16 protein-coding genes are annotated in these 24,917 nt (G+C 40.5%); 9 read left to right on the forward strand and 7 right to left on the reverse strand.

All coding sequences use genetic code 11. From position 1 onward, the window contains the following. Positions 1-257 precede the first annotated feature (257 nt). On the forward strand, positions 258-2,282 hold the full coding sequence (locus CWC18_RS02500; protein WP_138674635.1) for a methyl-accepting chemotaxis protein: 2,025 nt from the start codon (positions 258-260) through the stop codon (positions 2,280-2,282). A gap of 561 nt (positions 2,283-2,843) precedes the next feature. On the opposite strand, the gene asnS is transcribed toward CWC18_RS02500, so the two are convergent. Continuing rightward, positions 2,844-4,241: an asparagine--tRNA ligase gene (asnS, locus tag CWC18_RS02505; RefSeq protein ID WP_138591252.1), complete on the reverse strand. Its 1,398-nt coding sequence runs from the start codon at positions 4,239-4,241 to the stop codon at positions 2,844-2,846. 309 nt (positions 4,242-4,550) lie between these two features. Here asnS and CWC18_RS02510 point away from each other — a divergent pair, with 309 nt between their 5' ends. After that, a complete protein-coding gene (locus tag CWC18_RS02510) occupies positions 4,551-4,985 on the forward strand; it encodes an AAA family ATPase (protein WP_138591253.1) in 435 nt (144 codons plus the stop codon). A gap of 89 nt (positions 4,986-5,074) precedes the next feature. Here CWC18_RS02510 and CWC18_RS02515 read toward each other — a convergent pair whose 3' ends face one another. Further along, a complete protein-coding gene (locus CWC18_RS02515; protein ID WP_138591254.1) occupies positions 5,075-5,860 on the reverse strand; it encodes a DUF1963 domain-containing protein in 786 nt (261 codons plus the stop codon). Positions 5,861-6,357: 497 nt separating this feature from the next. Between CWC18_RS02515 and CWC18_RS02520 the strand changes: the two genes are divergently transcribed. Continuing rightward, positions 6,358-6,822, forward strand: coding sequence for a GNAT family N-acetyltransferase (locus CWC18_RS02520; protein ID WP_171041018.1), 465 nt, complete (start codon positions 6,358-6,360; stop codon positions 6,820-6,822). A gap of 168 nt (positions 6,823-6,990) precedes the next feature. Here CWC18_RS02520 and CWC18_RS02525 read toward each other — a convergent pair whose 3' ends face one another. The 4 genes from CWC18_RS02525 to ald all read right to left on the reverse strand — a co-directional run bounded on the left by CWC18_RS02525 (position 6,991) and on the right by ald (position 15,916). Continuing rightward, on the reverse strand, positions 6,991-9,810 hold the full coding sequence (locus CWC18_RS02525) for a bifunctional aconitate hydratase 2/2-methylisocitrate dehydratase (RefSeq protein ID WP_138674636.1): 2,820 nt from the start codon (positions 9,808-9,810) through the stop codon (positions 6,991-6,993). A 457-nt stretch (positions 9,811-10,267) separates the two neighbouring features. Next, positions 10,268-12,475 carry a TonB-dependent siderophore receptor gene (locus CWC18_RS02530; RefSeq protein WP_138674637.1) on the reverse strand — a complete coding sequence of 736 codons (2,208 nt, stop codon included), beginning with the start codon at positions 12,473-12,475 and terminating at the stop codon, positions 10,268-10,270. Between the two features lie 212 nt (positions 12,476-12,687). Next, positions 12,688-14,559: a methyl-accepting chemotaxis protein gene (locus tag CWC18_RS02535; RefSeq protein WP_138674638.1), complete on the reverse strand. Its 1,872-nt coding sequence runs from the start codon at positions 14,557-14,559 to the stop codon at positions 12,688-12,690. 235 nt (positions 14,560-14,794) lie between these two features. After that, a complete protein-coding gene (gene ald, locus CWC18_RS02540; RefSeq protein ID WP_138591258.1) occupies positions 14,795-15,916 on the reverse strand; it encodes an alanine dehydrogenase in 1,122 nt (373 codons plus the stop codon). 139 nt (positions 15,917-16,055) lie between these two features. On the opposite strand from ald, the gene lrp reads away from it, so the two are divergent. The 6 genes from lrp (at position 16,056) to serS (ending at position 22,973) form a co-directional block, all read left to right on the forward strand. Beyond that, a complete protein-coding gene (gene lrp / locus CWC18_RS02545; protein ID WP_010363289.1) occupies positions 16,056-16,535 on the forward strand; it encodes a leucine-responsive transcriptional regulator Lrp in 480 nt (159 codons plus the stop codon). Between the two features lie 66 nt (positions 16,536-16,601). Beyond that, complete coding sequence (locus tag CWC18_RS02550; protein WP_138674639.1) at positions 16,602-19,292, forward strand: DNA translocase FtsK; 2,691 nt, start codon at positions 16,602-16,604, stop codon at positions 19,290-19,292. Next, positions 19,292-19,942: an outer membrane lipoprotein chaperone LolA gene (gene lolA, locus CWC18_RS02555; RefSeq protein WP_138674640.1), complete on the forward strand. Its 651-nt coding sequence runs from the start codon at positions 19,292-19,294 to the stop codon at positions 19,940-19,942. The genes CWC18_RS02550 and lolA overlap by 1 nt, the downstream gene beginning before the upstream one ends. Before the next feature lie 6 nt (positions 19,943-19,948). Then, positions 19,949-21,289, forward strand: a complete 1,341-nt coding sequence (locus CWC18_RS02560; protein ID WP_138591261.1) for a replication-associated recombination protein A — start codon at positions 19,949-19,951, stop codon at positions 21,287-21,289. Then, positions 21,282-21,662 carry a fluoride efflux transporter CrcB gene (crcB, locus tag CWC18_RS02565; RefSeq protein ID WP_119860268.1) on the forward strand — a complete coding sequence of 127 codons (381 nt, stop codon included), beginning with the start codon at positions 21,282-21,284 and terminating at the stop codon, positions 21,660-21,662. Before CWC18_RS02560 ends, crcB begins: the two co-directional genes overlap by 8 nt. A 9-nt stretch (positions 21,663-21,671) precedes the next feature. Then, positions 21,672-22,973 carry a serine--tRNA ligase gene (gene serS, locus CWC18_RS02570; protein ID WP_138591262.1) on the forward strand — a complete coding sequence of 434 codons (1,302 nt, stop codon included), beginning with the start codon at positions 21,672-21,674 and terminating at the stop codon, positions 22,971-22,973. A gap of 194 nt (positions 22,974-23,167) precedes the next feature. On the opposite strand, the gene CWC18_RS02575 is transcribed toward serS, so the two are convergent. Then, the gene (locus CWC18_RS02575; protein WP_138674641.1) at positions 23,168-24,790 is read right to left on the reverse strand and encodes a methyl-accepting chemotaxis protein; all 1,623 of its coding nucleotides are present in this window, start codon (positions 24,788-24,790) and stop codon (positions 23,168-23,170) included. Between the last annotated feature and the right edge of the window lie 127 nt (positions 24,791-24,917).

The raw sequence follows: 24,917 nt of genomic DNA on the forward strand, positions 1-24,917 counted from the left end.
AACTACCTTGAAAAACGCCGGTTCCCTAAACCTATTTGATTCTATTCTTAATTTTGTTATAGATAACTCTTTTCACGTGAAAATATTATAGTAGTCATTGAATTGAATTTTTAAGACATTTTTCTTTTCAAATTTGGTATTTCTAAGCTTATTTGTCTAAGTTTATTTAATAATAAACAATTGTTTTAGGGTAAAAGCTTGGAATTTGCTTTGTTTTATCACATAGTGTACGGCCCTCAACTGCGGGAACCTTATTAATGTTCAGTAACTTAACTATAAAACAAAAAATTACATCTGGCTTTGCTGCGATAGGTATATTACTCCTTTTAGCATGTGCTCTTGGTTATGTCGCGCTCTCACAAATCAGTGACGCAAATGAAAAAGTAACAGAAGTCACATTACCCAGCCAACGCGCAGCAGATGCTTTACAGCTGCAACAACTCAGGTTGAGCAAGCAAATTGCCCAAGCGTTCAATTTGCAGTCTGTGAATGAGCTCACATTAGCCAAAAGAAGTTTTGAATCTGCGGCATTTGAACAAAGAAACTTAACTGCCCAGTTAAAAAGTACACTTGACTACACGCAATCATTGATGAACTCAGTGCCAGAAATCGAGCAGGTGATTAGTGCCATGGAGCAGACGGGGCATACGATGCTCAATCTTAAAACCAGTGCTTTGGTGGCACAACAAGATATTGGCAGACTTTTGAAGCAATTACTTGAAATAAAAGACAAAGCCAGTATTACTATGCTCGATATTGAACTACTAGAGGGAGTGCCAGGCCGTCAGCTTGAAGAGATGGTTGGAACAGGCATGCGTATTGATGACATGTTATTTAATTTAGAAACAAACGCAAAACAAATCCCCAATCTGTCGCTCAATGATATCTCTGCCCATAAAGATGATATGTCGTTTATTCTAGACAACATGAATAACAATTATGAATTTTTAAAGCGACAAGCGCAGGATGTCGATGCATCTGAAGTTTTTTCAGCGTTTGAATACTCAATGAATGATATAGACAGGTTATTAAAATCACCAGGAAAACTATATGAGGCACTTCAAACTCATCTTCAAGCACAAGCCGATGCTAAAAAAACATATCGTCGGGCTGAAGAGTATTCTGAAAATGTGTTACAAATTTTAAATACCATACAAAATAAAACGAATGCGTCATTTGAAGCGTCGCAGCGTTTTACACAAAATCGCATCGCGCAAGCACAAACAACAGCGATTACGCTGGCAATTATTTTTGTTGGTTTAGCGGCGTTCATTGCTTATTCAACAAGTCGTGCCATGTTATCACCGCTCAAAGCAGTAAATAAAATGCTTAATCACCTAGCCGAAGGTGATTTTTCAAAAAATATGAAAAAACGTAACGATGATGAATTTGGCACATTGATAGATAATATAAATAAAGTAAAAGACAGTCTGAGAAGTTTGTTAGAGGACATAAATACTAAAGTTCATGAATTAGATAGCGTTTCTGAAAGGTCGTTAACGGAGAGTCGATTAGTTGCAGAAACTGCCACTTCCCAGATGCAGAGAATGGATGATGCCACATTGATTGCACAGGGGGTTTCTGGCTCTGCCTTTAATGTCTCAGAAAATGCCAAACAGAGTTTAGACAGTTTATTACACGCTAATGATAGAAAGTCTGAAGCATCTAAATTGGTTATGGATAATCAATCACACATTGAGTCGCTGGATACTAAGATGTCTGAAGCAGTAGACATGATGACGCGCTTGACGTCCCATAGCAATAATATAGGCTCAATTCTTGACACCATCATATCTATTGCAGAGCAGACGAATTTACTCGCTCTCAACGCGGCAATCGAGGCTGCTCGTGCTGGTGAGCAAGGGCGAGGGTTTGCTGTTGTGGCGGATGAAGTGAGAACTTTAGCATCCAGAACACAAGACTCAACTGAAGAAATTAATAAGATGATATCTGCACTGCAAAAAGACACTAAACATGCTGCAGATGCCATTCATGTGGGCCAAACTGATGCTTCTGTGTGTGTTGAGCAAAGTCAGGCATTGGTGGCTGTGATGCAGCAAATTGAAGATGCATTGAATGAAGTGACTCACTTAAGTGAACAGGTAACTCAATCAGCAAAACAACAAGAAGGTGACTGTCAGCGAATTGGACATGTTATTCTTGAAGCTAAAGACTCTGCCAGCAATAACGCTACTTCTATGAAGCAAATGGCCAGTGGCAGTGAGTCGCTAAGCCAATTTGCACATAGATTAGCTGAGTCTGTTGAACGGTTTAAACTCTAATTCACAGCGTGTTGTCTCAAAATTATCAAGTCGTTTTAAACGGCTTTGATTTTTTATAAACCTCTTTACTTTCACAATTTACACCACTTAAATTTAAACTGATATATATGGACACTCCCTAAGCGAACGAGATCATGTTATTACGAAATGGCGAAGTTTCAAACCAGCAAGCTGTCCATTCAGTTACCTACCAATAATAACAAAGGTATTGATATCTGAGAGCTCAAAAATAAATAAGCCGATTAGGCTAGAAGTAATAGCGTTAGATCCAAATTAAGACCCGTTAACTTATTTATGGACTGTGTTAGCTGAAACCAGCGCTACTGCTACTTTGCATAAGGTGACGTTTAATGGTGAGTAAAAGCTGGATAGTATACACGGTAGAAGTACATGCTCATGACGGTAAGGTACAAACAATCTATCCGCATGCAACAATTGCGATTGTAAAAAAGAATTAAATATCACCGTGTTTTGTTTGTTGTAAAGATATATTTTTACAGCGTCATTCACGTCACAAAAAAAACCCCGTCAATGCGGGGTTTTTCGTAAAAGCATTCGTGCTTAGTAGGTTGCACTGCCTTTTGTACGAGGGAAGGCGATAACATCTCGCACGTTACCCATACCGGTTACGTATGCAACTAGGCGTTCAAAGCCTAAACCAAAACCAGAGTGTGGTACTGAGCCGTATTTACGTAAATCGCGGTACCAGCTGTAGTCTTCTTTGTTTAAGCCCATTTCTTCTAAGCGAGCATCAAGCACTTCTAAGCGCTCTTCACGTTGAGAACCACCAATGATCTCACCAATGCCAGGTGCAACAACATCCATTGCTGCCACTGTTTTACCATCTTCATTTTGACGCATGTAGAATGCTTTAATGTCACGCGGGTAGTTCTTAATTACAACCGGTGCTTTAAAGTGTTCTTCAGCTAAATAGCGTTCATGTTCAGACTGTAAGTCTACGCCCCACTCAACAGGGAACTCAAACTTTTTACCACATTGCTCAAGAATGGTGATCGCATCAGTGTAATCAACCTGTGCAAAATCTTTTTCTACAAACTCTTCTAGACGAGTGATGGCTGTTTTTTCAATGCGTTGAGCGAAGAATTCCATATCATCACGACGCTCAGTTAATACAGCATTAAATACATACTTCAGCATGCTTTCAGCAAGGTTTGCAACATCGTCTAAGTCAGCAAAAGCAACTTCAGGCTCTACCATCCAAAACTCAGCCAGGTGGCGAGATGTATTTGAATTCTCGGCTCTGAATGTTGGTCCGAATGTATAGATTTTTGACATCGCACTTGCGTATGTTTCGCCATTTAATTGGCCTGATACTGTTAAAAATGCCTCTTTACCGAAGAAGTCTTCACTGTAATCAACATCGCCTTTGTCTGTGCGAGGTAGGTTATTCATATCAAGCGTTGATACGCGGAACATTTCGCCAGCACCTTCACAATCACTTGCTGTGATAATAGGGGTACTGATCCACATGTATCCTTGCTCATGGAAGAAACGGTGTAACGCTTGAGACAAACAGTTACGAACACGTGTTACAGCGCCCATTACATTTGTACGCGGACGCAAGTGTGCATGCTCGCGAAGGTATTCGATACTATGGCGCTTTGCAGACATCGGATACGTGTCTGGGTTTTCTACCCAACCAAGTACTTCAACCGAGTTTGCTTGGATCTCGAAAGATTGTCCGTTACCTTCTGATTTAACTAAAACGCCAGTTACTTTTACAGAACACCCTGCAGTTAAACTAGTAACTTCGTCATAATTATTGAGCGAATTCGGCACAACAGCTTGAATAGGGTCAAAACAAGAACCGTCATGGACGGCTAAGAAAGAAATACCTGCTTTTGAATCGCGGCGTGTACGGATCCAACCTTTAACTGTTACTTGGCTGTCTACCGCAACGGTGCCTTTTAGTAGCTCCGTTATCGCTATGTGGCTCATCTTCACTCCAATGATATAAGTTACCTAATAATTAATCGAGTGTGCCCGCGAACGTTCGCAGGCACATAAACCATATCTTACCTTTGATACGCCAATAAAAAAACCGCCAAGAGCAACTCTTTTGCAACTTGTTCCATTTTTGTTGAAATCAACGAGTCATAGAGATGTGTTTGTGTGTATTTTGTTCAGTGATGCTTAATTTAATTTGCCGTACAGCTATAGTTCATGATTATTGATAAAATTTATGGCATTATGCTGACAATAATACTCACTTTATTTGCTCATGAGCATAGGTAATAACAATTGTCGATGAAACAAGTTTTTATCCTTCGGGGTTTGCCGGGAAGCGGCAAAAGCCATTATGCTGAATCTTTGTCTGATGAGATGGTTGCAGGTGACGAAAGCCAGTTTTTTATCTGTTCGACCGATGACTATTTTTATAATGAAGACGGTGAATATCACTTTCAAAAATTCAAATTACCACAATATCATAACTTAAACCTAGCCCGGTTTATTAACGCATTGGCGGAAGGGATCCCTTTAATTATTGTTGATAACACCAATATTCGTAAATGGGAATTTGTTGCCTATACCACTGCAGCAAACGCAATGGGTTATCAAGTTAAAGAAGTAATAGTTGGGGAAGTGAAAGATAAATCGCTGCAACATCTTTATGCTAAACGCAATACACATGGTGTTGCGCTAAAAACAATTAGTAAAATGGCATACATGTTTGAGTGGTAGCTGTACTTAAATAAAAGTTTGAAAAGCCAACACGCATGTGCTGGCTTTTTAATATAATAATCTCGTATTACCTTATTAATCTAAGGTGGCTAGCTGCATTCATAAACTACTTCTGCGTTATTAAAGTTGGATAATATGAGATCTTGTTTAGGGACATGTACATACAGTGATCCATCACCAACCGCGTTTTCTATATTTAAGTAATCAAGTTGCAGCACTAACATCATTTCATCTTCCTCAAATGGGTCTTGCACAGCAACTGAATATCCCCCGATTTTACTGTAGGAAGATAAACTGTCGAACTTCTCAATCACTTCTTCAAAGTCACGGTCGGTCATTTTTTGTTCTGTTTGGATCTTGTCTAATAGATCAGACATTGTGTCACACTCTGGTACATTAATAGTGGTGTTATTGAGTGAGTTACCAAAGTCATTTTGTCTTTTGAATCGCAGTTGATGTGTTGGCGTTGCTAAGTATTCATCTTGTGCGATCTCATCAATAAAAGAAAAGTCTGATATGGGGGCTTCTTGCATTTGCTGTGCAGAAATAAATTGAATCATTGCTGATTCATAGATCGTACAGTCATCACTTTCACTAAAAATTTGTAGCAGTCCCGCTGTTGGGAGCCCGTTCAGCTCTGGGAGTTCGCTAAAATTAATTTGTGCAATAAGGTACATAGGCTTTTTATTGTACTTACCAATTGGATAGGCAAGGCTACTAGGGATAAAAGGTTTGCCGCAAAACTTAGATGTAAAAAGGTCTAAAGTATCCTCTTTCAAATGACAGTCACGAGATATCATTTCGATACGAATTGCTTGCTTCTTAATTTGATTAAACTCGTATTTATACATTGAAAGTAAGTCAGATAAATTCATTGATATATTCCTTTAAAACGCCTGAAAATAGAGTGATTACATATAACTATAATTTTTTTATTGTAACATGGTTTATGTGTTGAATGGGAGTGGTGGGAATTTTTTAGTTGTATATTCGGGTTGTTTTTAGCTATTTTATTTTTTGACCGTCGTCTTTACACAGTTGATATGGCGACTATTTTTGTTAAGGAAATAAGAGTTAGCTGAATAGATTATTTTCTAACTTAAGCAGGCGCTTTTGTAGGGGGAGTTACGCTTGAATGCGTGTATCAATTGCTTTTCGTATTTATCGGAATCTAAAAGTCGCAAATATACATTTCTTAAATCAAATGAACCAAGGGGACATTGTACGTACAGTTGTTTAAAATATTGAAAGTATATATTTTCCACATAGCTTAGTCTTAATGGCGAAGATTTATTTATAAGTTAGTTCTTCAGATATAAGCTTTTGGATACAAGTAAAATCGACGAAGGCACAGTATATAAGGGAGATAAACATGCAGATAAGGGAAATACGAGAAAAAGATGCAGAGTATATCAGTATGATTTGCATGCGTTCATTTGAAACATCTATCGCGAGTAGTTTGCCGTGTGAGGGCGTTTTAACATTTACTAAAATAGCCAAGACCAGTGCTTTTTTAGAGAGGATGCAGCAAGATAATATCATACTGGTGGCTGTTGATAATCATCAGTTCTTGGGGGTTATTGAGCTCAAAGCGGGGCATCACATTGCGATGTTTTTTGTTGATCCAGACTTTCAAAATAAAGGTGTTGGTAGAGCACTATTTAGCGCGATATTGTCCCATGTACGCACAGATATTTTAACCGTAAGCGCGTCGCTATCATCAATTGATATATATAAAAAGTACGGCTTTGAATATGCAGGTGAGGTAGGGGAGTCTGTTGGGCTTGTATATCAACCTATGGAACTTGAAGTCTTTCGTTCGGAGTTACTGACATAAAATGCAATCGTTTTCACTTACGCTTGATTTATGTGTTGGTTAAATTAGGCCTCAGGTGGCTAATAAATATACAAAAAGGCTTGCTCGGTTACTAAATAAATTTATATAACCGAGCAAACCTTAATCAACACTAAAAAGCGTATCTGCTACGCTTTTATTTCAGTGGTATTAGCTAGCATCAACAACTTTTACAGGAACTGCTTTTTCAGCACTGAATTTAGTTGTCAGTTCTGCTTCTAACGGGGTAAATGCTGTTAGGTCAATACCATCAACGGCTGCTGTATACTCTTCAATTGTTGGGAAGCGACCCAATACTGTTGAAAGAACAACAAGTGGTGTAGAACCAAGTAGCGATTCACCTTTTTTCTCTGTCGTATCAGCAACAACACGGCCTTGGAAAAGACGCGTAGATGTTGCAATAACGGTATCACCAGGTTCTGCTTTTTCTTGGTTACCCATACATAGGTTACAACCAGGGCGTTCTAGATACATGATGTTTTCGTATTTAGTACGTGCTGCTGTTTTAGGTTTTTCGTCGTCGAATTCGAACCCTGCATACTTAGCAAGAATATCCCAGTCGCCTTCTGCTTTAAGCTCATCAACAATGTTATATGTTGGTGGCGCAACAACCAATGGCGCGTTAAATGTAATTGCACCATTTTTAGCTTCTAGATTTCTTAGCATTTGCGCGATGATCTTCATATCGCCTTTGTGCACCATACAAGACCCAACAAACCCTAAGTCAACTGGCTTGTCGTTGTAGAATGATACTGGGCGGATCACGTCGTGCGTGTAACGCTTTGACACGTCTTCGTTATTAACGTCAGGGTCGGCAATCATAGGTTCATTGATTTGGTCTAAGTCAACAACCACTTCAGCGTAGTATTTCGCAGCGTCATCCGGTGCTAACGCAGGGTTAGTACCTGAGTTAATTTCTTCGATACGCTTATCTGCTAAGTCGATAAGACCTTGTAGTGTTTTAGCTTCGTTTTCCATCCCTTTGTTGATCATGATCTGGATTCGGCTCTTAGCAAGCTCGATAGATTTGATCAGCGTTTCGTCATTTGAAATACAGATTGAAGCTTTCGCTTTCATTTCTGCAGTCCAGTCTGTAAACGTGAACGCTTGGTCAGCCATTAAAGTACCAATGTGTACTTCGATAACACGACCTTGGAAAACATTTTCACCGCTAAATTGCTTAAGCATTTGCGCTTGAGTTGAATGTACTACATCACGGAAGTCCATGTGACCTTTCATGCTGCCTTTAAAAGTCACTTTTACAGACTCAGGAATAGGCATAGCCGCTTCACCTGTAGCCAATGCTAGAGCAACGGTACCAGAGTCAGCACCAAATGCGACACCTTTAGACATACGAGTATGCGAGTCACCACCGATAATAATCGCGCGATCATCAATGGTAATGTCATTCAGCACTTTGTGAATAACGTCAGTCATTGAATGATAAATACCTTTTGGATCACGTGCTGTGATTAAACCAAACTTGTTCATAAACGCCATTAGTTTTGGAATATTAGATTGTGCTTTACTATCCCAAACTGAAGCCGTGTGACAACCTGACTGGTATGCACCATCAACAATAGGTGAGATCACAGAGGCAGCCATTGCTTCAAGTTCTTGTGATGTCATTGGGCCCGTTGTATCTTGTGAACCAACAATATTAACTTTAACACGTACATCAGAACCGGCGTGAAGAGCAGTCTCAGATGCAACACCTACAGAATTGTTGTTAAAGATTTTTTCAACAGCAGTTAGACCTTGATTCTCATGAGAGATCTCTTTTGATGCCGCATATACGGCAGGCGCTTCAATACCTAATGTTTCAGCTGCAAAAGTTTGTAGCTTTTTACCGAATACAACCGCATAAGAGCCGCCAGCTTTCATGAACTCAACTTTTTGAGGTGTAAACGCAGAAGACACATCTACAAGCTCTTTGTCGCCGTTGTATAGCTTTTTCTTTTTGGTATCGATTGTTAAAAGAGTACCGGTTGCAACAGAGTAAGCCTCTTCAAGTACGGGGTCGCCATTTGCGTCAGTGACATTGTTACCATTTTCATCTGTTTTCTTAACCCAGTTTTGAAGGTCAAGACCAATACCGCCAGTTACGCCAACCGTCGTTAAGAAAATAGGTGAGATACCATTTGTACCTGCAACTACTGGTGCAATGTTAATGAAGGGAACATATGGACTTGCTTGTTTACCCGCCCAAAGCGCCACGTTATTAACGCCAGACATACGTGATGAACCAACACCCATAGTGCCTTTTTCAGCAATAAGCATAACTTTTGCGTTAGGGTGTTCTTTCTGTAGCTCTACAATTTCTTGTTGTGCTTCAGGTGTGATCATGCATTTGCCGTGTAATTCACGGTCAGCACGAGAGTGGGCTTGGTTACCTGGAGAAAGTAAGTCAGTTGAGATATCGCCTTCACCAGCGATATACGTAACAACGTCAATTTTTTCTTCAATTTCAGGTAGTTTAGTGAAAAACTCTGCTTGTGCGTAACTTTCCAGAATGTCTTTTGCAATTGTATTGCCCGCTTTGAATGCAACTTCTAGACGTTCAGTATCAGCTTCATAAAGGAATACTTGTGTTTTTAATACGTCAGCTGCTGGTGCAGAAACAGCCGCATTATCGCTTAATGCTAAATCAAGCAGTACTTCAATAGAAGGACCACCTTTCATGTGAGATAGTAATTCAAAAGCGAAAGTAGACGTGATTTCCTCTACAACAGATTCACCAAGAATGATTTCTTTTAGGAATTTTGCTTTTACACCGGCTGCGCTGGTGGTTCCTGGTAGCGTGTTGTAGATAAAGAAATTTAATGAGTCTTCGCGATGCGCATGACCCGTATCTTTAATTTGACCAATAATTTCAGATAGTAAATCCGCACTATCAATTGGCTTTGGATTCAACCCAAGTTCTTGTTTACGGTTTTGGATTTCATCCATGTATTCTGTGTACAAACTCATAGAAACCTCTTTTGCTATACAATGCTCATATATAAAACCGACTTATTTTACCTGATTTGCCTCGCCGAGTAATCATTTAATTGAGGTGTACTGTAATAGTGACGGATTTGTTTATCAGTTACAGCTCAGTTTGATTATTTATCAATCAAGTCAAAAGCCCATGCTCGCTAGTGTTGAATTATAGACTATGAGAATGATTGATCACCGTGAAGTCTTGATATAGTGCGTGATGGCGTGGCTGTACAGTAGGGCACTTTTATAGGCCATTAGAAATGAACGTTAATAAAGTGGAATCGATTTGTATGTCGATGGTGAGTGAGCTTTAGACTAAAGTTTTAAGTGTGTCGACCGTAAGTTTGAGCCATTCAACTCAGTTTGAGCTAACTCCTCACTTGAATGTACTAAGGGCATGGTGCTTTCTCCATTTAGCACCATGCCCTTGATATTTTAACTAAGCTTAAAACTTGTATTTAATGTTTGCTGTTACAGTGCGGCGTTGACCATAAAAACAATCACCGCGATAAAGGCAGCTTGTTACGACTGTTTTATCAGTTAAATTTTTGATATTAAGATTAATATCTATATTGTCAAATTCATAACCAATCATAAAGTCAAATAGGGTATAACTATCGGTGACTTTACGAGTATTTATGGCTTGACTCATGAATGTGATGTCTCGACTGCCATCGTACGTTTCACCCACATACCTAAAGCCAGCACCTACTTTAAACCCTTCAAATGATTGCTCTGGTCTATATGTAACCCATGTATTCAGCATGTGTTTAGGTGTTGCTGACAGTGGTGCTGTATCGGTGAGTGCTTGGCTTAAATAACTTATTTGACCCGATGCATATAATTGTACAAGTTCCGCCAGTGTTTTATCGGATGTTTCTTGCTCAGATTTGGTATAGGCATAAGCAGAATATACATCAAATTGGTCAAACTCTAATTGTGCCTCTATTTCGAATCCTTCTATATCAACACTGCCATCTTGTACGGTGATCTCTGGCGAGACCACACGCTTTTTATTTTTATCCGTGATGTCAAAATATGAAGCTGTGATCAGGTGCTCAGTTCCTTGAGGTTGGAACTTAACACCAACTTCCACTTGCTCACCTTCTTGAGGCTTGAAATCTCCTCCTTGTGGGCGTGAACCATAAATTGGTAGAAAAGATTCTGAGTAGCTGGCATAAGGTGCGATACCATTTTCAAAACTATATAGGATCCCTAGGCGACCTGTTGTTGCAGATTGCGTAGCCTTAACTGAATCAGCGGCATCGCTTTTGCTTTTAACCTTGTCTCGACGCAGTGCGGCATTAAACACCCAGTTATCATATTTAATGGTATCTTGGATGTAGAAACCTAACTGACGATCGTTCTTCCCTGGCGTGTCTGGTATTAGGGCTGTGGTAGGTAAAAACCCTGTTTGACCATAGTCTGGGTTATACAAGTCCAGCGAAGTATTTACATCTAAACCTATTGCTGCTTTTATTGACGCAGGTGTGAGATATAAGCGGTCTGTATCTGTATCTGCGCTTTGATAATCAATACCTAGAACTAAGTTATGCTCAAGGTTTCCGGTATAGATGAGGCCATGAAGCTGCAGGTCAGATGTAATTGTGTCAGATGATGCATCTTGTAAACTGAAGTTACGTTCGATACTGCGCTTATCATCCTGAAGTTTTGGTGGCCATGCATACATGGTGCGGTAAATTGCCTCGCTCTCTAAATAACGCGATGACCAGCTTATTGAGAAGTCCTCATTTAGTGTGTGCTCTAAAATGAGCGTAACTGTATTTTGTTCTGTGTCATATTTATCCCAACCTGGCTCGCTCACAAAACGACGACTGTCGATTTGACCATGCTCTGCTGGTAAAAGTGTGCCTTCATGGGGAAAGAACTGCGTACTCGAGCCTGATTCATTTTTTTGAATATTAGCCAGTACGGTTAAGCTTGTATTTTCATTGATATGCCATGCTAAACTCGGCGCAAAGAAAGTAGCGTCATTATCAACAAAGTCAGTTTGAGTGCCACTTTCTCTATATAGCCCCACAAAGCGTGCTTCAACCGATCCGTCTTCGGTCAATGTTGTGTTGAAATCACCGGCTATTTGTTTACGACCAAAGTTACCGACCTGTGCGATGATTTCTCCTTCTGTTTGCGCATGAGGGCGCTTGGTGACCATGTTTATGATCCCACCCGTTGAACCTTGTCCGTAAAGCATCGATGAGGGACCTTTTAATATTTCAATCCGCTCCATGTTATAGGTATTTGGACGTGCATTATTGTAATAACCAAACATCAACTGCAGGCCGTCTAAGTATTGCACGGGTGCTACGCCTCGAATGTTGGCCCAATCGCCGCGCGTATCTACGCCATACGGGCCGTTAAAAACGCCCGCCACATAACCAATTGCTTCTTGGAGGTTTTCCGCGCCAAGATCTTGAATTCGTTCAGAGGTAAGTACTGAAACAGAGACAGGGCTTTCGATAATTGGCGTATCTGATTTACTTGCTGAGGCACTGACAAATGAAATAAGCCCCGTAGGGCTAACGGTAATTTTTTCAATGTCAACTTGTTTTATTTCATCGGCAAGCGTATTTCCTGAAAGTATGATAAGGGAAGCTGCGAGGACCTTGGGGTATTTTAATTTAAGTTTTTTCATCTATGAACCCAGAATATTAATGAGAGAGTAGGGATTTGATGCGAATTATATAGATAATGAGATGTATTCTCAATTGTGCCATTCAATAAAACGTAATACTGAATTCATGTTTTAGTAATATTTATTGATAGACGATGGTTTTTGGGCATGTAAAAATAGTAAGAATACACTGGCATATCAGAACTTTGATATGCCAATTAAAGTAAAAGGGATCACACTTTAAATTGTTCTAGCATATTTTCTTGATGTGCAATTTTGTCAACTTGACTTTGCATTGTTTCGTTTACTGTATTGGCTTCATTAAACACCATATCAGAGATGTTTCTAATTTCTAATGCATTATGGTTAACGTCATCTACCACTTGACGCTGTTCGTTTAGCATACTGGCTATATGTAAGTTTAAATCAACAATGTGCGCAATAGCACTACGTATTGTATCAAGGGATGATTTTGTTTCATCAGCTTTGCCAACCGTTTTTTCGACCACTGATTGGCTTTGTTTCATAACCTGAACTGCATTAACGGCACCAGACTGGAGTTGGTCAATCATGGTTTTGATTTCAGTCGTTGCTTCTTGTGTACGTTGTGCAAGAGTTCTAACCTCATCAGCAACAACTGCAAAACCTCGACCGGATTCACCTGCTCGGGCAGCTTCTATGGCAGCGTTGAGCGCTAAGAGGTTAGTTTGCTCTGCAATGCCATTAATTACAGATAATATTTTTTCAATTCCACTTGATGATACTTCCAGCTCATTTACAACATTAACTGCAGTGGTAATTTGCTCAGATAAATGGGCAATTGTATCCGTTGTTTCTGTGACAATTTTTTGCCCGTCTAATGCCGCGCTATCTGTACTTTGTATTGCTTGTGCAGCTTCTTGCGCGCTTGTTGCAACTCGCTGCTCTGTAGTTGACATGTTGTCTGTGGCTAAAGCAAGCGCACTAAGTGACTCTAGTTGTCGTGATATGGCAGTACTTGTATGATTAGCACCTGATGAGGTTTGTTTGGCATCAGCAAGGATCTCATGCCCTAATACTTGAATGTCAGCAATGAGTTGTTGAAGTCGAGTTGTGAATAAATTAAAGTTTTTCGCTAAAGACGAAAATTCTGGCTCACTGGCTGTATTTAGACGCACTGTTAAGTCTGCGTTACCTTGTGCAATATTGGCCATTGCATCGTTAATGTCTGCTAGGGGTTTCATAAGGAAGTTTATAACAATCGATAGCACGACAATACTGACAAGTACAAATAGCATGGTGAATACGACGGAGTCGTGGGTTAACGCATCAATAGCTGAAAATACGGTTTTCTTTTCAAGTGCAACGCCCACTAACCAGTCATATCCTTCTACTTCTTTAAAAACAATAATGTGTTCTTTATCGTTTAATCTTAGCGATTGAGTTTTTGTCGTATTAAATGCTAATGAGCCTAGAAACTGAGACGCATTTTGTCCGTTTAACTTAGTGTTTGGATGAGAGATTATGATGCCGTCTTGACTCACCATAAACGCGAAACCAGCATCAAATAAATTAAATGAGTTAATCATGTTGCCGAGCTTAGCCAAACTCACATCAAAAAATATAGCACCATGAAAGTTACCACTTTTCTTCACAGGAGTACCAATAGAGACAACTATTTCGTTACTTACTGAATCTGCGTAAGGTGCAGTCACAATGATTTGACCTGCATTTTTAGCATCAGTGTACCACGGGCGCTTGCGAGGGTCCCAAGTTGGCCCTGGATCCCAAGATGGATCACTCGCGACATATTTTCCTGTTTGCTCTTCTCCATATCCGATGAGAATAAACTGCTCTGTCAGTTTTGGTTGAGAAAGCAAAGGGGCTGCGTTAGGCAATGAGTCAATATTGGCCACTAGCCCGGTAGTTAGGGCCGCCAAATTTATACTGCCATCCATTTGAGCGGTAACTGTGTTACTCATTCCTTGGATAATTTCAGATACACTTTGGTTGACTTGCGTCTCAAGGTTATGTTTGATTGAGAAATATTGTTTTATTGAAAGAACACTCAACGCTAAAAAAAGAACGGCTGATGATACTAAGACAATTTTGTGTTTGAACTTCACGTGATATCTCCAACACTTTACATCATTTAAATGTAAAACATGATCAAAAACTTGCAATAATTAGTTGCGATTACTGTAACAGAGTTTATGAGTTAATTATTATAGTAGTTAATGTTAATCCGCAAAGTTTAGCTATGTAGATATGAAAAATTAGCATTTAATTGCATGTGAATGATCAATACAGCGAGATACAAAAAAGCCTGCTTTATAGCAGGCTTTTAAAAAAGACCGTTGCTTACGCGCTTTCTAGTGCAGCACGCGGGTCAACAAATTCCATGTCAAAGCCTTCTGCAACTTCTTTACATGTGATTTTACCATTAAGAACGTTTAGGCCATTCATGAAGTGTTGGTCTTCAAGAAGTGCGGCTTTATAGCCTTTGTTCGCAAGTTTAATGATATACGGTAACGTTGCATTATTAAGTGCAAACGTTGATGTACGTGGTACAGCACCTGGCATATTAGCAACACAGTAATGTACTACGTTGTCTACGATATAAGTTGGTTCAGCGTGCGTTGTAGCTTTTGAAGTTTCGATACAGCCACCTTGGTCAATCGCAACGTCAACAATCGCAGCGCCTGGCTTCATACGTTTGATATGATCTGCTGTTACAAGCTTAGGTGCAGCAGCACCTGGGATAAGTACGCCACCAATAACTAGGTCAGCTTCTAGTACGTGTTTTTCTAGTGCATCTGCAGTAGAGTAGATAGCCTTAACGCGGTTACCGAATTGAGCATCAACACGACGTAATACATCTGTATTACGGTCAAGGATAACCACGTCTGCACCCATGCCTACAGCCATTTGTGCAGCATTGTTACCAACCATACCGCCGCCGATAACCACAACTTTCGCAGGCTCAACACCTGGTACGCCTCCAAGTAACATACCGCGGCCAGCGTTTGACTTTTCAAGTGCCTGTGCACCAGCCTGAATTGACATACGGCCAGCGACTTCACTCATAGGTGCTAGAAGCGGTAATCCGCCACGAGGATCTGTCACTGTCTCGTAAGCGATACAGATTGATTTGCTCTTAACAAGGTCTTCTGTTTGTGGAAGATCTGGTGCTAAGTGAAGGTAAGTGAATAGGATTTGACCTTCACGCAGCATAGCGCGCTCAACAGCCTGTGGCTCTTTTACTTTTACTATCATGTCTGCCTTAGCAAACACGTCAGCAGCCGTGTCTAAAATTTCAGCGCCTGCCTGAATGTAATCTTCATTAGTGAAACCGATGCCAGTACCAGCATTCGTTTCTACAAATACTTGGTGGCCGTGGTTAATTAGTTCACGAACACTTGCTGGAACCATACCTACGCGGTACTCGTGGTTTTTTATTTCTTTAGGTACACCAATAATCATAATAAATCGCCTTTAATAGAACGGGATAAAATTTTCGACTATTATATTCAGTCTATTGCAGTGTGTCCCACCTTTTTAACTGTAAATAGTAGTGTTATACTCTGTATTAATTAAATAAACAGAATAAGTAACTAGTAAAATGCATCAACAATTAGACCGAATAGATAGAAGTATTTTAGTTGAATTACAAAAAGACGGCCGAGTATCTAATGTAGAATTAGCTAGACGCATTGGTTTAAGCGCAACGCCGTGCTTGGAGCGCGTTAAAAAACTGGAAAGAGAAGGCTACATTAGAGGATATAAAGCGGTAGTGGATCCTGCTAAAGTAGGGCAGGGCTTGTTAGTGTATGTTGAAATAACCATTAGTAAAAACTCTCCAGATGTTTTTGACAAATTTAATCAAGCAGTTAGGCAACATGACGAAATAATTGAGTGTCACCTGGTGTCAGGAAACTTCGATTTTTTGTTAAAAACCCGCGTAACAGATATGTCGGAATATCGTGGGGTATTGGGTGATATTTTGTTAAAATTACCTAATGTGAGTGAAAGTCGCACATATGTTGTTATGGAAGAAGTAAAAGGTGAGGAAGGTGAAATTGTAAAACCTTGTGCACCATAAAGAAATTCTTGCTAAGGTGTGGCATAGAATACAGAGTAAAAGAACAAAATAGAGGAATACGCTCTTATGCGTTTAAATGGTATACAACGCCTCCTTGAAACTGGTTTAATTATGAGCACAGCTGCTGCCATTTTCATTTTATGTGCGTTGGTCAGTTATGATCCTATCGACCCATCCTGGTCTCAAACCGGTGAATTTATTAAAGTTAAAAATATCACAGGGACCGCTGGAGCATGGGTTGCCGATATATTGCTTTTGAGTTTGGGCTGGCTTGCATTTTTAGTACCTGCGGTAATACAAACCTTTGGGTATTTGCTTTTTAAAAAGCCACACAAGATATTGCAATTAGATTATACCACTTTGGGCCTACGCGTAATTGGTATGACGCTGTTTATAGCCTCTGCTAGTGCAATAAGCAGTATGAACTTTGATGATATTTTTCAGTTTCCTTCTGGAGGGTTTGTAGGAGATGTAATCGCGGATGCCATGCTGCCTGCATTTAACTTTACCGGCACATCGATACTATTACTATGTTTCTTTTTTGCAGGTTTAACATTATTAACTGGCGTGTCTTGGGTTGAGTTCGTTGATTATATCGGTGAAAAGGTTGTTGCGTTTTTCCGTTGGGTATCTCGTAAAATTAGTGAAAGAACTGCGAGAGAGAGTTACCCGGTAGGCGATAACACCGGTGTATTAAACGAGCAAGTTGAAGATTCACGTGATGCAGTTCAAGATTTAAAGATTAACGCAACTGAACTGCCGGGGTCGTCACCAGAGAATATTAAAGAGCGGATCAAAGAGCACATTGAAGAGCCTGTTAAACCTATTTTCAGCGATGCCAAAGAGCCTGTAACTGTATCAAATACGCAAAAACTAAAAGATAAGTTATTCAGCAGCAAGCAGACGAACGTAGCACAAGACTCGAAAGCGTCGGCTCTTAGTGAGCCGGTGGTAGATATGTCAGCAGAGTCACCTGTGTTTGATGAATTGGATAATATATTAGAACAAGAGATTAACTTTTCCGCTATCGACGATGAAGGTTTTGATACCGCAGCGGCGCTAAATGCGCTGGATGAATCAGCGGCGCCAGTATTCACAATGGATGAGCAACCACGAGAAACCACCGTAGTTTCTCCTGCTAGGCCAATAAAATCGCAAGTAGGCGCTGACGAAAAAACATTGGTAAAACCTACTAGCACATACACACCACAGCCAACGGCGAAAGAACAGTTTGAAGCATTGCTTGAAGAACGCCCGCCAATGGCACCACTGCCTTCTTTGGAGTTGTTAGACCGACCAGACAAGAAAGAAAACCCGATTTCTCAAGAAGAACTCGATGCGGTTTCTCGGTTAGTTGAAGTTAAATTACTGGACTTTAATATTCAAGCGGCGGTTGTTGGCGTATATCCAGGCCCCGTCGTTACCCGATTTGAATTAGATTTAGCGCCGGGGATCAAAGTCGCTAAGATCACGGGTTTGGCCAAAGATTTAGCACGTTCGTTGTCAGCAGTGAGTGTTAGGGTTGTTGAGGTTATTCCTGGTAAAACCTATGTTGGACTAGAGCTACCTAACAAACACCGTGAGATTGTTCGGTTATCTGAAGTTATTGGGGCACCTAAGTTCACCGAAAATGCATCGCCACTCACGATGGTATTGGGTAAAGATATTGCGGGTGAAGCTGTTGTGGCTGACCTTGGTAAAATGCCACATTTACTTGTTGCAGGTACGACGGGTTCCGGTAAGTCAGTGGGCGTTAATGTTATGATATTAAGCTTACTGTATAAGTCGCCACCTGAAGATGTTCGGATGATCATGATTGATCCAAAGATGCTTGAATTATCTGTCTATGAAGGGATCCCGCATTTATTATGTGAAGTTGTGACGGATATGAAAGAAGCGTCGAATGCATTACGCTGGTGTGTTGGGGAGATGGAGAGACGCTATAAGTTAATGTCGGCGCTAGGTGTTCGAAATTTAAAGGGCTATAACCAAAAAGTTAAAGAGGCAAAAGAAGCTGGCTACCCAATTTTAGATCCTCTATTTAAAGATACTGATGGTATGGCTACCGAAGCTGAAGAATTAGATAAATTGCCAAGTATTGTGGTGGTAATTGATGAGTTTGCTGACATGATGATGATTGTGGGCAAAAAGGTGGAAGAGTTGATTGCGCGAATAGCACAAAAAGCGCGTGCGGCTGGGATCCATCTTGTTCTCGCGACGCAAAGGCCTTCAGTCGATGTTATTACCGGTTTGATAAAAGCGAATATACCAACTCGAATGGCGTTTCAGGTATCCAGCAAGATTGATTCACGTACCATTTTAGATCAGCAAGGTGCAGAGAACTTATTAGGCATGGGTGACATGCTTTATTTACCACCAGGGACCAGTGTACCAATCCGTGTTCATGGTGCATTCGTTGATGATCATGAAGTACACGCGGTGGTAAATGATTGGAAAGCGCGTGGAAAACCAAATTATATTGAAGAAATACTATGCGGAGAGGCAACGGAAGACATTCTATTGCCAGGTGAAGCCGCAGAAAATAGTGACGATGAGTCAGATCCGCTCTATGACGAAGCTGTTAGTTTTGTTATTGAAAGTGGTAAAGTTTCTGTCTCAAGCGTACAACGCAAATTACGTGTTGGTTACAACAGAGCGGCACGTTTAGTAGAGCAAATGGAAACATCTGGTGTTGTTAGTGCACCAGGTCATAACGGTGCTAGAGAAGTATTAGTACCAAAAGGTGGAGTAAATTAATGACCTTTCAAACAAAAACGTTAAATACGATTTTTATTAAACCGACAGTACTGGCCTTTGGATTGATATTCAGTTCACAAGTATGGGCTTCTGCAGCTGATGATTTAAAAGCAAAACTTGCCTTAATGAATAGCTTTGAAGCGAAGTTTAGCCAACAGGTTAAAGATGAGCAGGGTGAATTACTACAATCTGGGCAGGGAACGATCGCATTAGCTCACCCTTTAAAAATTCGCTGGGAACAAGCGTCTCCTGATGAAACTTTATTTGTGTCAGATGGCAAGAAAACATTTTATTTTGATGCGTTTTCGGAGCAGGTGACGATAATGAATACGAATGGGCTTATCGATACCACCCCTTTTATACTCCTTACTACTCGAGAATCAGCGCAGTGGGAAAAATATCAAATTAGTAACATTAAACAAGGCTACAGAATTACGCCAAAACCGGGCATTGATTCTCAGGTAGAGAGACTCGATATTTCATTTAATAAAGTGCAGAACTTGTCTGCTATTAAGGTGACAGATTTGTCTGGACAGGTATCAAGCTTCACTTTTAAAGATAGTCGAGTGAATGGCAAATTAGCAGGTTCATTGTTCTCATTTAAAATCCCTGAAGGTGTTGTCGTTGACGACCAAACTCAAGGTGAGTGATAAAGCGTGACTAATCTTGGATTTAACTTTGCTCCAGATGTTAGGCCATTAGCCGCCCGTATGAGGCCTACAAGCCTGCAAGATTATATTGGTCAAAGTCATATATTAGAGTCTACGCAGCCGTTGTATCAAGCCATACAGGCTGGCCGCTGTCACAGTTTAATTGTGTGGGGCCCTCCAGGCGTTGGCAAAACAACATTGGCTGAAATTATTGCGCATCATGCTGATGCGGAACTGACGCAGTTATCGGCTGTTGCATCGGGTGTAAAAGATATACGTGATGCAGTGCACTTAGCAAAAGAACGATTGATGCAAGGTAAGCGTACTTTGTTATTTGTAGATGAGGTACATAGGTTTAATAAGTCACAACAAGATGCTTTTTTACCGCATATCGAAGATGGTACGTTCATTTTTATTGGCGCTACTACAGAGAACCCCAGTTTTGCACTTAATAATGCCATATTATCAAGAGCGCGCGTTTACATGCTAAAAGCATTAACCGACAGTGAGCTGGAGCTAGTGTTGACCCGCGCAATTGCACAAGACGCGTTATTGAGTGAGCTACAGATCAACATTGAACCCGAAGCTCTGAGCGCCATCGCAAAAGCCAGCTGTGGGGATGCACGTAAAACACTAAACTTGCTAGAGCAAGCAGTTGATTTGGCTGAGCGCAACGATAAAAACGTTGTTATTAACGCCACGGTGTTAAAACATATACTACCAACGCATCTTGCAAAGTATGATAAAGGTGGAGATATCTACTATGACTTGATCTCGGCTTTTCATAAATCGGTACGAGGAAGCAGTCCGGATGCTGCTTTGTATTGGTTTTCTCGAATATTAGCTGGTGGTGGAGATCCTCTATACGTTGCTCGACGGTTACTTGCGATTGCGACAGAGGACATTGGAAATGCAGATCCAAGAGCAATGCAAGTTGCATTAAATGCGTGGGACATATATCAACGAGTGGGCCCAAGTGAAGGGGAGCGTGCGATAGCACAAGCAACCATTTATTTGGCCAGTGCACCGAAAAGCAACGCAGTCTATGTGGCATTTAAGCAAGCCAAACGAGATGCTGCGACGGATCCTGATTTACCTGTCCCACCACACTTACGTAATGCACCTACCGCTTTGATGAAAGAGCTTGGGTATGGTGAAGAGTATCGCTATGCGCATGATGAAATGGGCGCGTTTGCTGCGGGGGAGAATTACTTTCCACCTGAGATACAAGATAGAAGCTACTATCAGCCAACCGATCGAGGGTTGGAAAAGCAGATTAAATCCAAACTAGACTATTTGCAGCAGCAAAACTTGCAAAGTGATAGAAAAAGATATCAAGATGATTAAAATGTATCTTACAATAGCGCTTGGCGGCGCGCTGGGTGCATGCTTACGGTTTTTTATTAGTGATATGACACTAAAACTGCTTGGGAGGGGATTCCCTTTTGGTACATTGACCGTTAATATTCTTGGTTCACTGTTAATGGGAATATTGTACGGTCTTATAGAAAAGCAAGTGATTACCGTAAGCCCAGCTAAATCTTTATTAGGGATTGGCTTTTTAGGCGCATTGACAACGTTTTCAACATTTTCGATGGATTCTGTGCTGTTACTACAGCAAGGTCATATTCTGAAGATGGCTCTTAATGTGACACTCAACGTCGTTGTGTGTATTTTTATGGCTTGGTTAGGCCTTTGCTTGGTCATGCAAAAAGGTTAGAAATAGCAAATGTTAGATTCAAAATATTTACGTCAAGATATTACAGAAGCGGCATCACGTTTAGCGAAGCGTGGTTATGATCTGGATGTGGCGACAATTAATGCTCTAGAAGAACAGCGCAAAGCACTACAAACAAAAACTCAAGAATTACAAAGTGAACGTAATAGTCGTTCCAAAGCAATTGGCCAAGCAAAAGCAAAAGGTGAAGATGTTCAACCTTTACTTGATGCCGTTGCTAACTTAGGTGACCAACTCAGTGCTGCAAAAGTTGAGCAAGATAAGATCTTGGCTGAACTAAATAATATTGCAATGACGTTACCAAATTTGCCTGCTGATGAAGTTCCGGCTGGTAAAGATGAAAACGAGAACGTTGAGGTATTGAAGTGGGGAGAACCAAAGCGTTATGATTTTGAACCCAAAGACCATGTTGATTTAGGTGAAGCGTTAGATAAAGGGCTAGATTTCGAAGCGGGTGTAAAGCTAACAGGTTCTCGTTTTACAGTAATGCGTGGTGGTATTGCACGCATGCATCGTGCTCTTGTACAACTGATGTTGGATACGCATTCAGATAAAAATGGCTATACAGAAATGTATGTGCCTTACTTAGTAAACAAAGACAGTTTGCTGGGTACTGGGCAATTACCAAAGTTTGCAGAAGATTTGTTCCATACCAAAGGTTTAGTGAGTGATGATGGTGTTGAGCAAGATGGTTTTAGCTTGATCCCAACGGCAGAAGTACCACTCACAAACTGTGCACGCGATGAAATTTTTGACGAAAAAGAGCTGCCAGTTAAAATGACAGCACATACTCCATGTTTTAGAAGTGAAGCTGGCAGTTATGGTCGTGATACGCGAGGCTTAATTCGTCAGCATCAGTTTGATAAAGTCGAACTCGTTCAGTTAGTGAAGCCTGAAGACTCTATGGCTGCACTAGAAGAGTTAACAGGGCATGCAGAGCAAATTCTACAAATATTAGAATTGCCTTATCGTAAGGTTGTATTGTGTACTGGAGATATGGGCTTCGGCGCATGTAAAACCTATGATTTAGAAGTGTGGTTACCAGCACAAAATACGTATAGAGAGATATCTTCTTGTTCAAATATGTGGGATTTCCAATCTCGACGCATGCAAGCGCGCTTCCGTCGTCAAGGCGAGAAAAAGCCAGAACTGCTACACACATTGAATGGCTCTGGTTTAGCCGTTGGCCGTACGCTAGTGGCTATATTAGAAAACTATCAGCAAGCTGACGGCAGCATTGTTGTGCCAGAGGCGTTACGTGGTTATATGGGTGGGTTAGAGCTTATCAAATAATTTAAAAAGTTAAATTTTACTCTACACAATAAGCCTAAGCTCAATGCCTAGGCTTTTTTATTTTTAGAGATTAAACCGCAAAATCAAGAGAAGTCAATTTTTCAAATGATGAAACTAAACAGGGCCTTGATTGATTAAAAAGTAAGCGAGTAACTGGCTTTTACATTAATTACTAATTGGTTGAGTCTTAAACATCAAATCTTAAATTTAGAAGTCGAACTCAATAAGTTGTCTGATAATTTATGTAGATTTTGAGCAACATCGCCTACCTGTGATAACGAATTCATGGTTTCTTCAAATGAACTATGCATGCTAGAGACGTTGTCTACCACCATCGCTGCGACAGAGGTTTGTTCTTCAGTGGCTGTAGCAATTTGAGAATTCATGCCATTTATGGCGAGTATTTGCTCTGAAATAAGTTGAATTGATGTCCCTGTTGCTTCAGCTGCTTGCGCATTATTGGTTGCCATATCTCTCGCGCTGTTCATCGCTGTTACAGAGTCAGAGGCCGCCACTGTTAGTACATTTATTAATTCACGAATCTCATTGGTTGATTTGGCAGTTCTTGATGCAAGTTCTCGCACTTCATCAGCTACAACCGCAAAGCCACGACCTTGTTCGCCAGCTCTTGCAGCTTCTATTGCAGCATTGAGCGCCAGTAAGTTGGTTTGCTCTGCAATTGAGGTAATGACGTTTAGAATTTGCGTTACGTTCTGCGTATCATCTGCCAGTTTATTTATGGTGTTTGCCGCTTTATTAATTTCTTCACTTAAGTCTTGTGATTGAGCCACAGACACATTAATTTGCTTCATACTTTCGTCGACCGCGTTTTCCGCTAACTCAGCGGCTTGGAATGCATTAGCCGCTGACTGCGAAATATCGCCAACGCTTTGCTTCATTTCTTCCATCGATTGACGAACAACTTCAGCATCACTTGATTGCTGTTGGGTCGCTTGCTCAGCAGATTGCATCCCTTGTACTAACCGCGTTGAATTTTGTGTTAGTGGCTCTACAACAGCGACAACGTCAACAACGGTGGATCTAAGTAAATTAACAAACGCATTAAAGTTGCGAGATACTTGGCCTATTTCATCAGCAGAATACACGGTAAGTTGTGAACTTAATGACCCTTTACCTTCCGCGAGTAAATGTAAGTTATCAGCTGCTTCTTTAGCCGCTGAACTAATTCCTTTAGCGATTAAAACTGCAAGCACAATAACAATTAATAACGATACAATGGTCACAATGAACATTTTAGTTAGTGCACTGTCTGCATTGGCTTTGGTGTTGTTTACAAGTTCAAAAAAACGATTGTCGGCACGTTTTTGGTCTTGGCTCAACGTGTCGATGATTGACTCAAATAAGTCACTCTTTTGTTTTGCCTTTTGGGGCAGGGTAGCAAAGTCGGCAGTGCCATCGATCATGCTGTTTGCAATGTTTCTGGCGATTGTTTCATACTTCTTAATGTCACTGATGGTGCTGGTAGTCGGGAAATTGTTGCTGAGATCAGGAATTGTTTCGAGGTTTTCGAGTAAAGTTCTACTAACAACTTGTGCTTTATCAATGAGTTCTGCATCTCCAAATGTGACCGACTGAGTGTACGTTTCATCTAATGCTTGCATCATTGTTACATTTTTTGATGTCAATATTAGTAATTTATATGTTTGTTTTTCAAGCTCATCGAGTGATTGCTTATTTGCTTGCATAGAGTTGTAGTTGATCATCACCAACACGACAAATGCAGCTACTGCGACAATCGTTATAGCGTGTATCTTTTTTGAGATACTTAAATTTTTTGAATGCAATAATAATGACATATAACACCTTGTAAGCTAATAATATTACAACATCTTGGTTGTGATATACGACTAGATAAGTGGGTACTTAAGGCTTTGGGCTCTAACTGCTGTATCCAACATATACCTAAAGCTTAGTATCAATCCA

The organism is Pseudoalteromonas aurantia (assembly GCF_005886875.1).
GTDB lineage: Bacteria > Pseudomonadota > Gammaproteobacteria > Enterobacterales > Alteromonadaceae > Pseudoalteromonas > Pseudoalteromonas aurantia_A.

Coding starts and splice junctions, on each gene's coding strand:
- CWC18_RS02520 (WP_171041018.1), top strand. CDS start 6,358: ATGCAGATAAGGGAAATACGAGAAAAAGATGCAGAGTATATCAGTATG.
- CWC18_RS02525 (WP_138674636.1), bottom strand. CDS start 9,810: ATGAGTTTGTACACAGAATACATGGATGAAATCCAAAACCGTAAACAA.
- CWC18_RS02515 (WP_138591254.1), bottom strand. CDS start 5,860: ATGAATTTATCTGACTTACTTTCAATGTATAAATACGAGTTTAATCAA.
- crcB (WP_119860268.1), top strand. CDS start 21,282: ATGATTAAAATGTATCTTACAATAGCGCTTGGCGGCGCGCTGGGTGCA.
- CWC18_RS02510 (WP_138591253.1), top strand. CDS start 4,551: ATGAAACAAGTTTTTATCCTTCGGGGTTTGCCGGGAAGCGGCAAAAGC.
- lrp (WP_010363289.1), top strand. CDS start 16,056: ATGCATCAACAATTAGACCGAATAGATAGAAGTATTTTAGTTGAATTA.
- CWC18_RS02550 (WP_138674639.1), top strand. CDS start 16,602: ATGCGTTTAAATGGTATACAACGCCTCCTTGAAACTGGTTTAATTATG.
- ald (WP_138591258.1), bottom strand. CDS start 15,916: ATGATTATTGGTGTACCTAAAGAAATAAAAAACCACGAGTACCGCGTA.
- CWC18_RS02500 (WP_138674635.1), top strand. CDS start 258: ATGTTCAGTAACTTAACTATAAAACAAAAAATTACATCTGGCTTTGCT.
- CWC18_RS02575 (WP_138674641.1), bottom strand. CDS start 24,790: ATGTCATTATTATTGCATTCAAAAAATTTAAGTATCTCAAAAAAGATA.
- CWC18_RS02530 (WP_138674637.1), bottom strand. CDS start 12,475: ATGAAAAAACTTAAATTAAAATACCCCAAGGTCCTCGCAGCTTCCCTT.
- lolA (WP_138674640.1), top strand. CDS start 19,292: ATGACCTTTCAAACAAAAACGTTAAATACGATTTTTATTAAACCGACA.
- serS (WP_138591262.1), top strand. CDS start 21,672: ATGTTAGATTCAAAATATTTACGTCAAGATATTACAGAAGCGGCATCA.
- asnS (WP_138591252.1), bottom strand. CDS start 4,241: ATGAGCCACATAGCGATAACGGAGCTACTAAAAGGCACCGTTGCGGTA.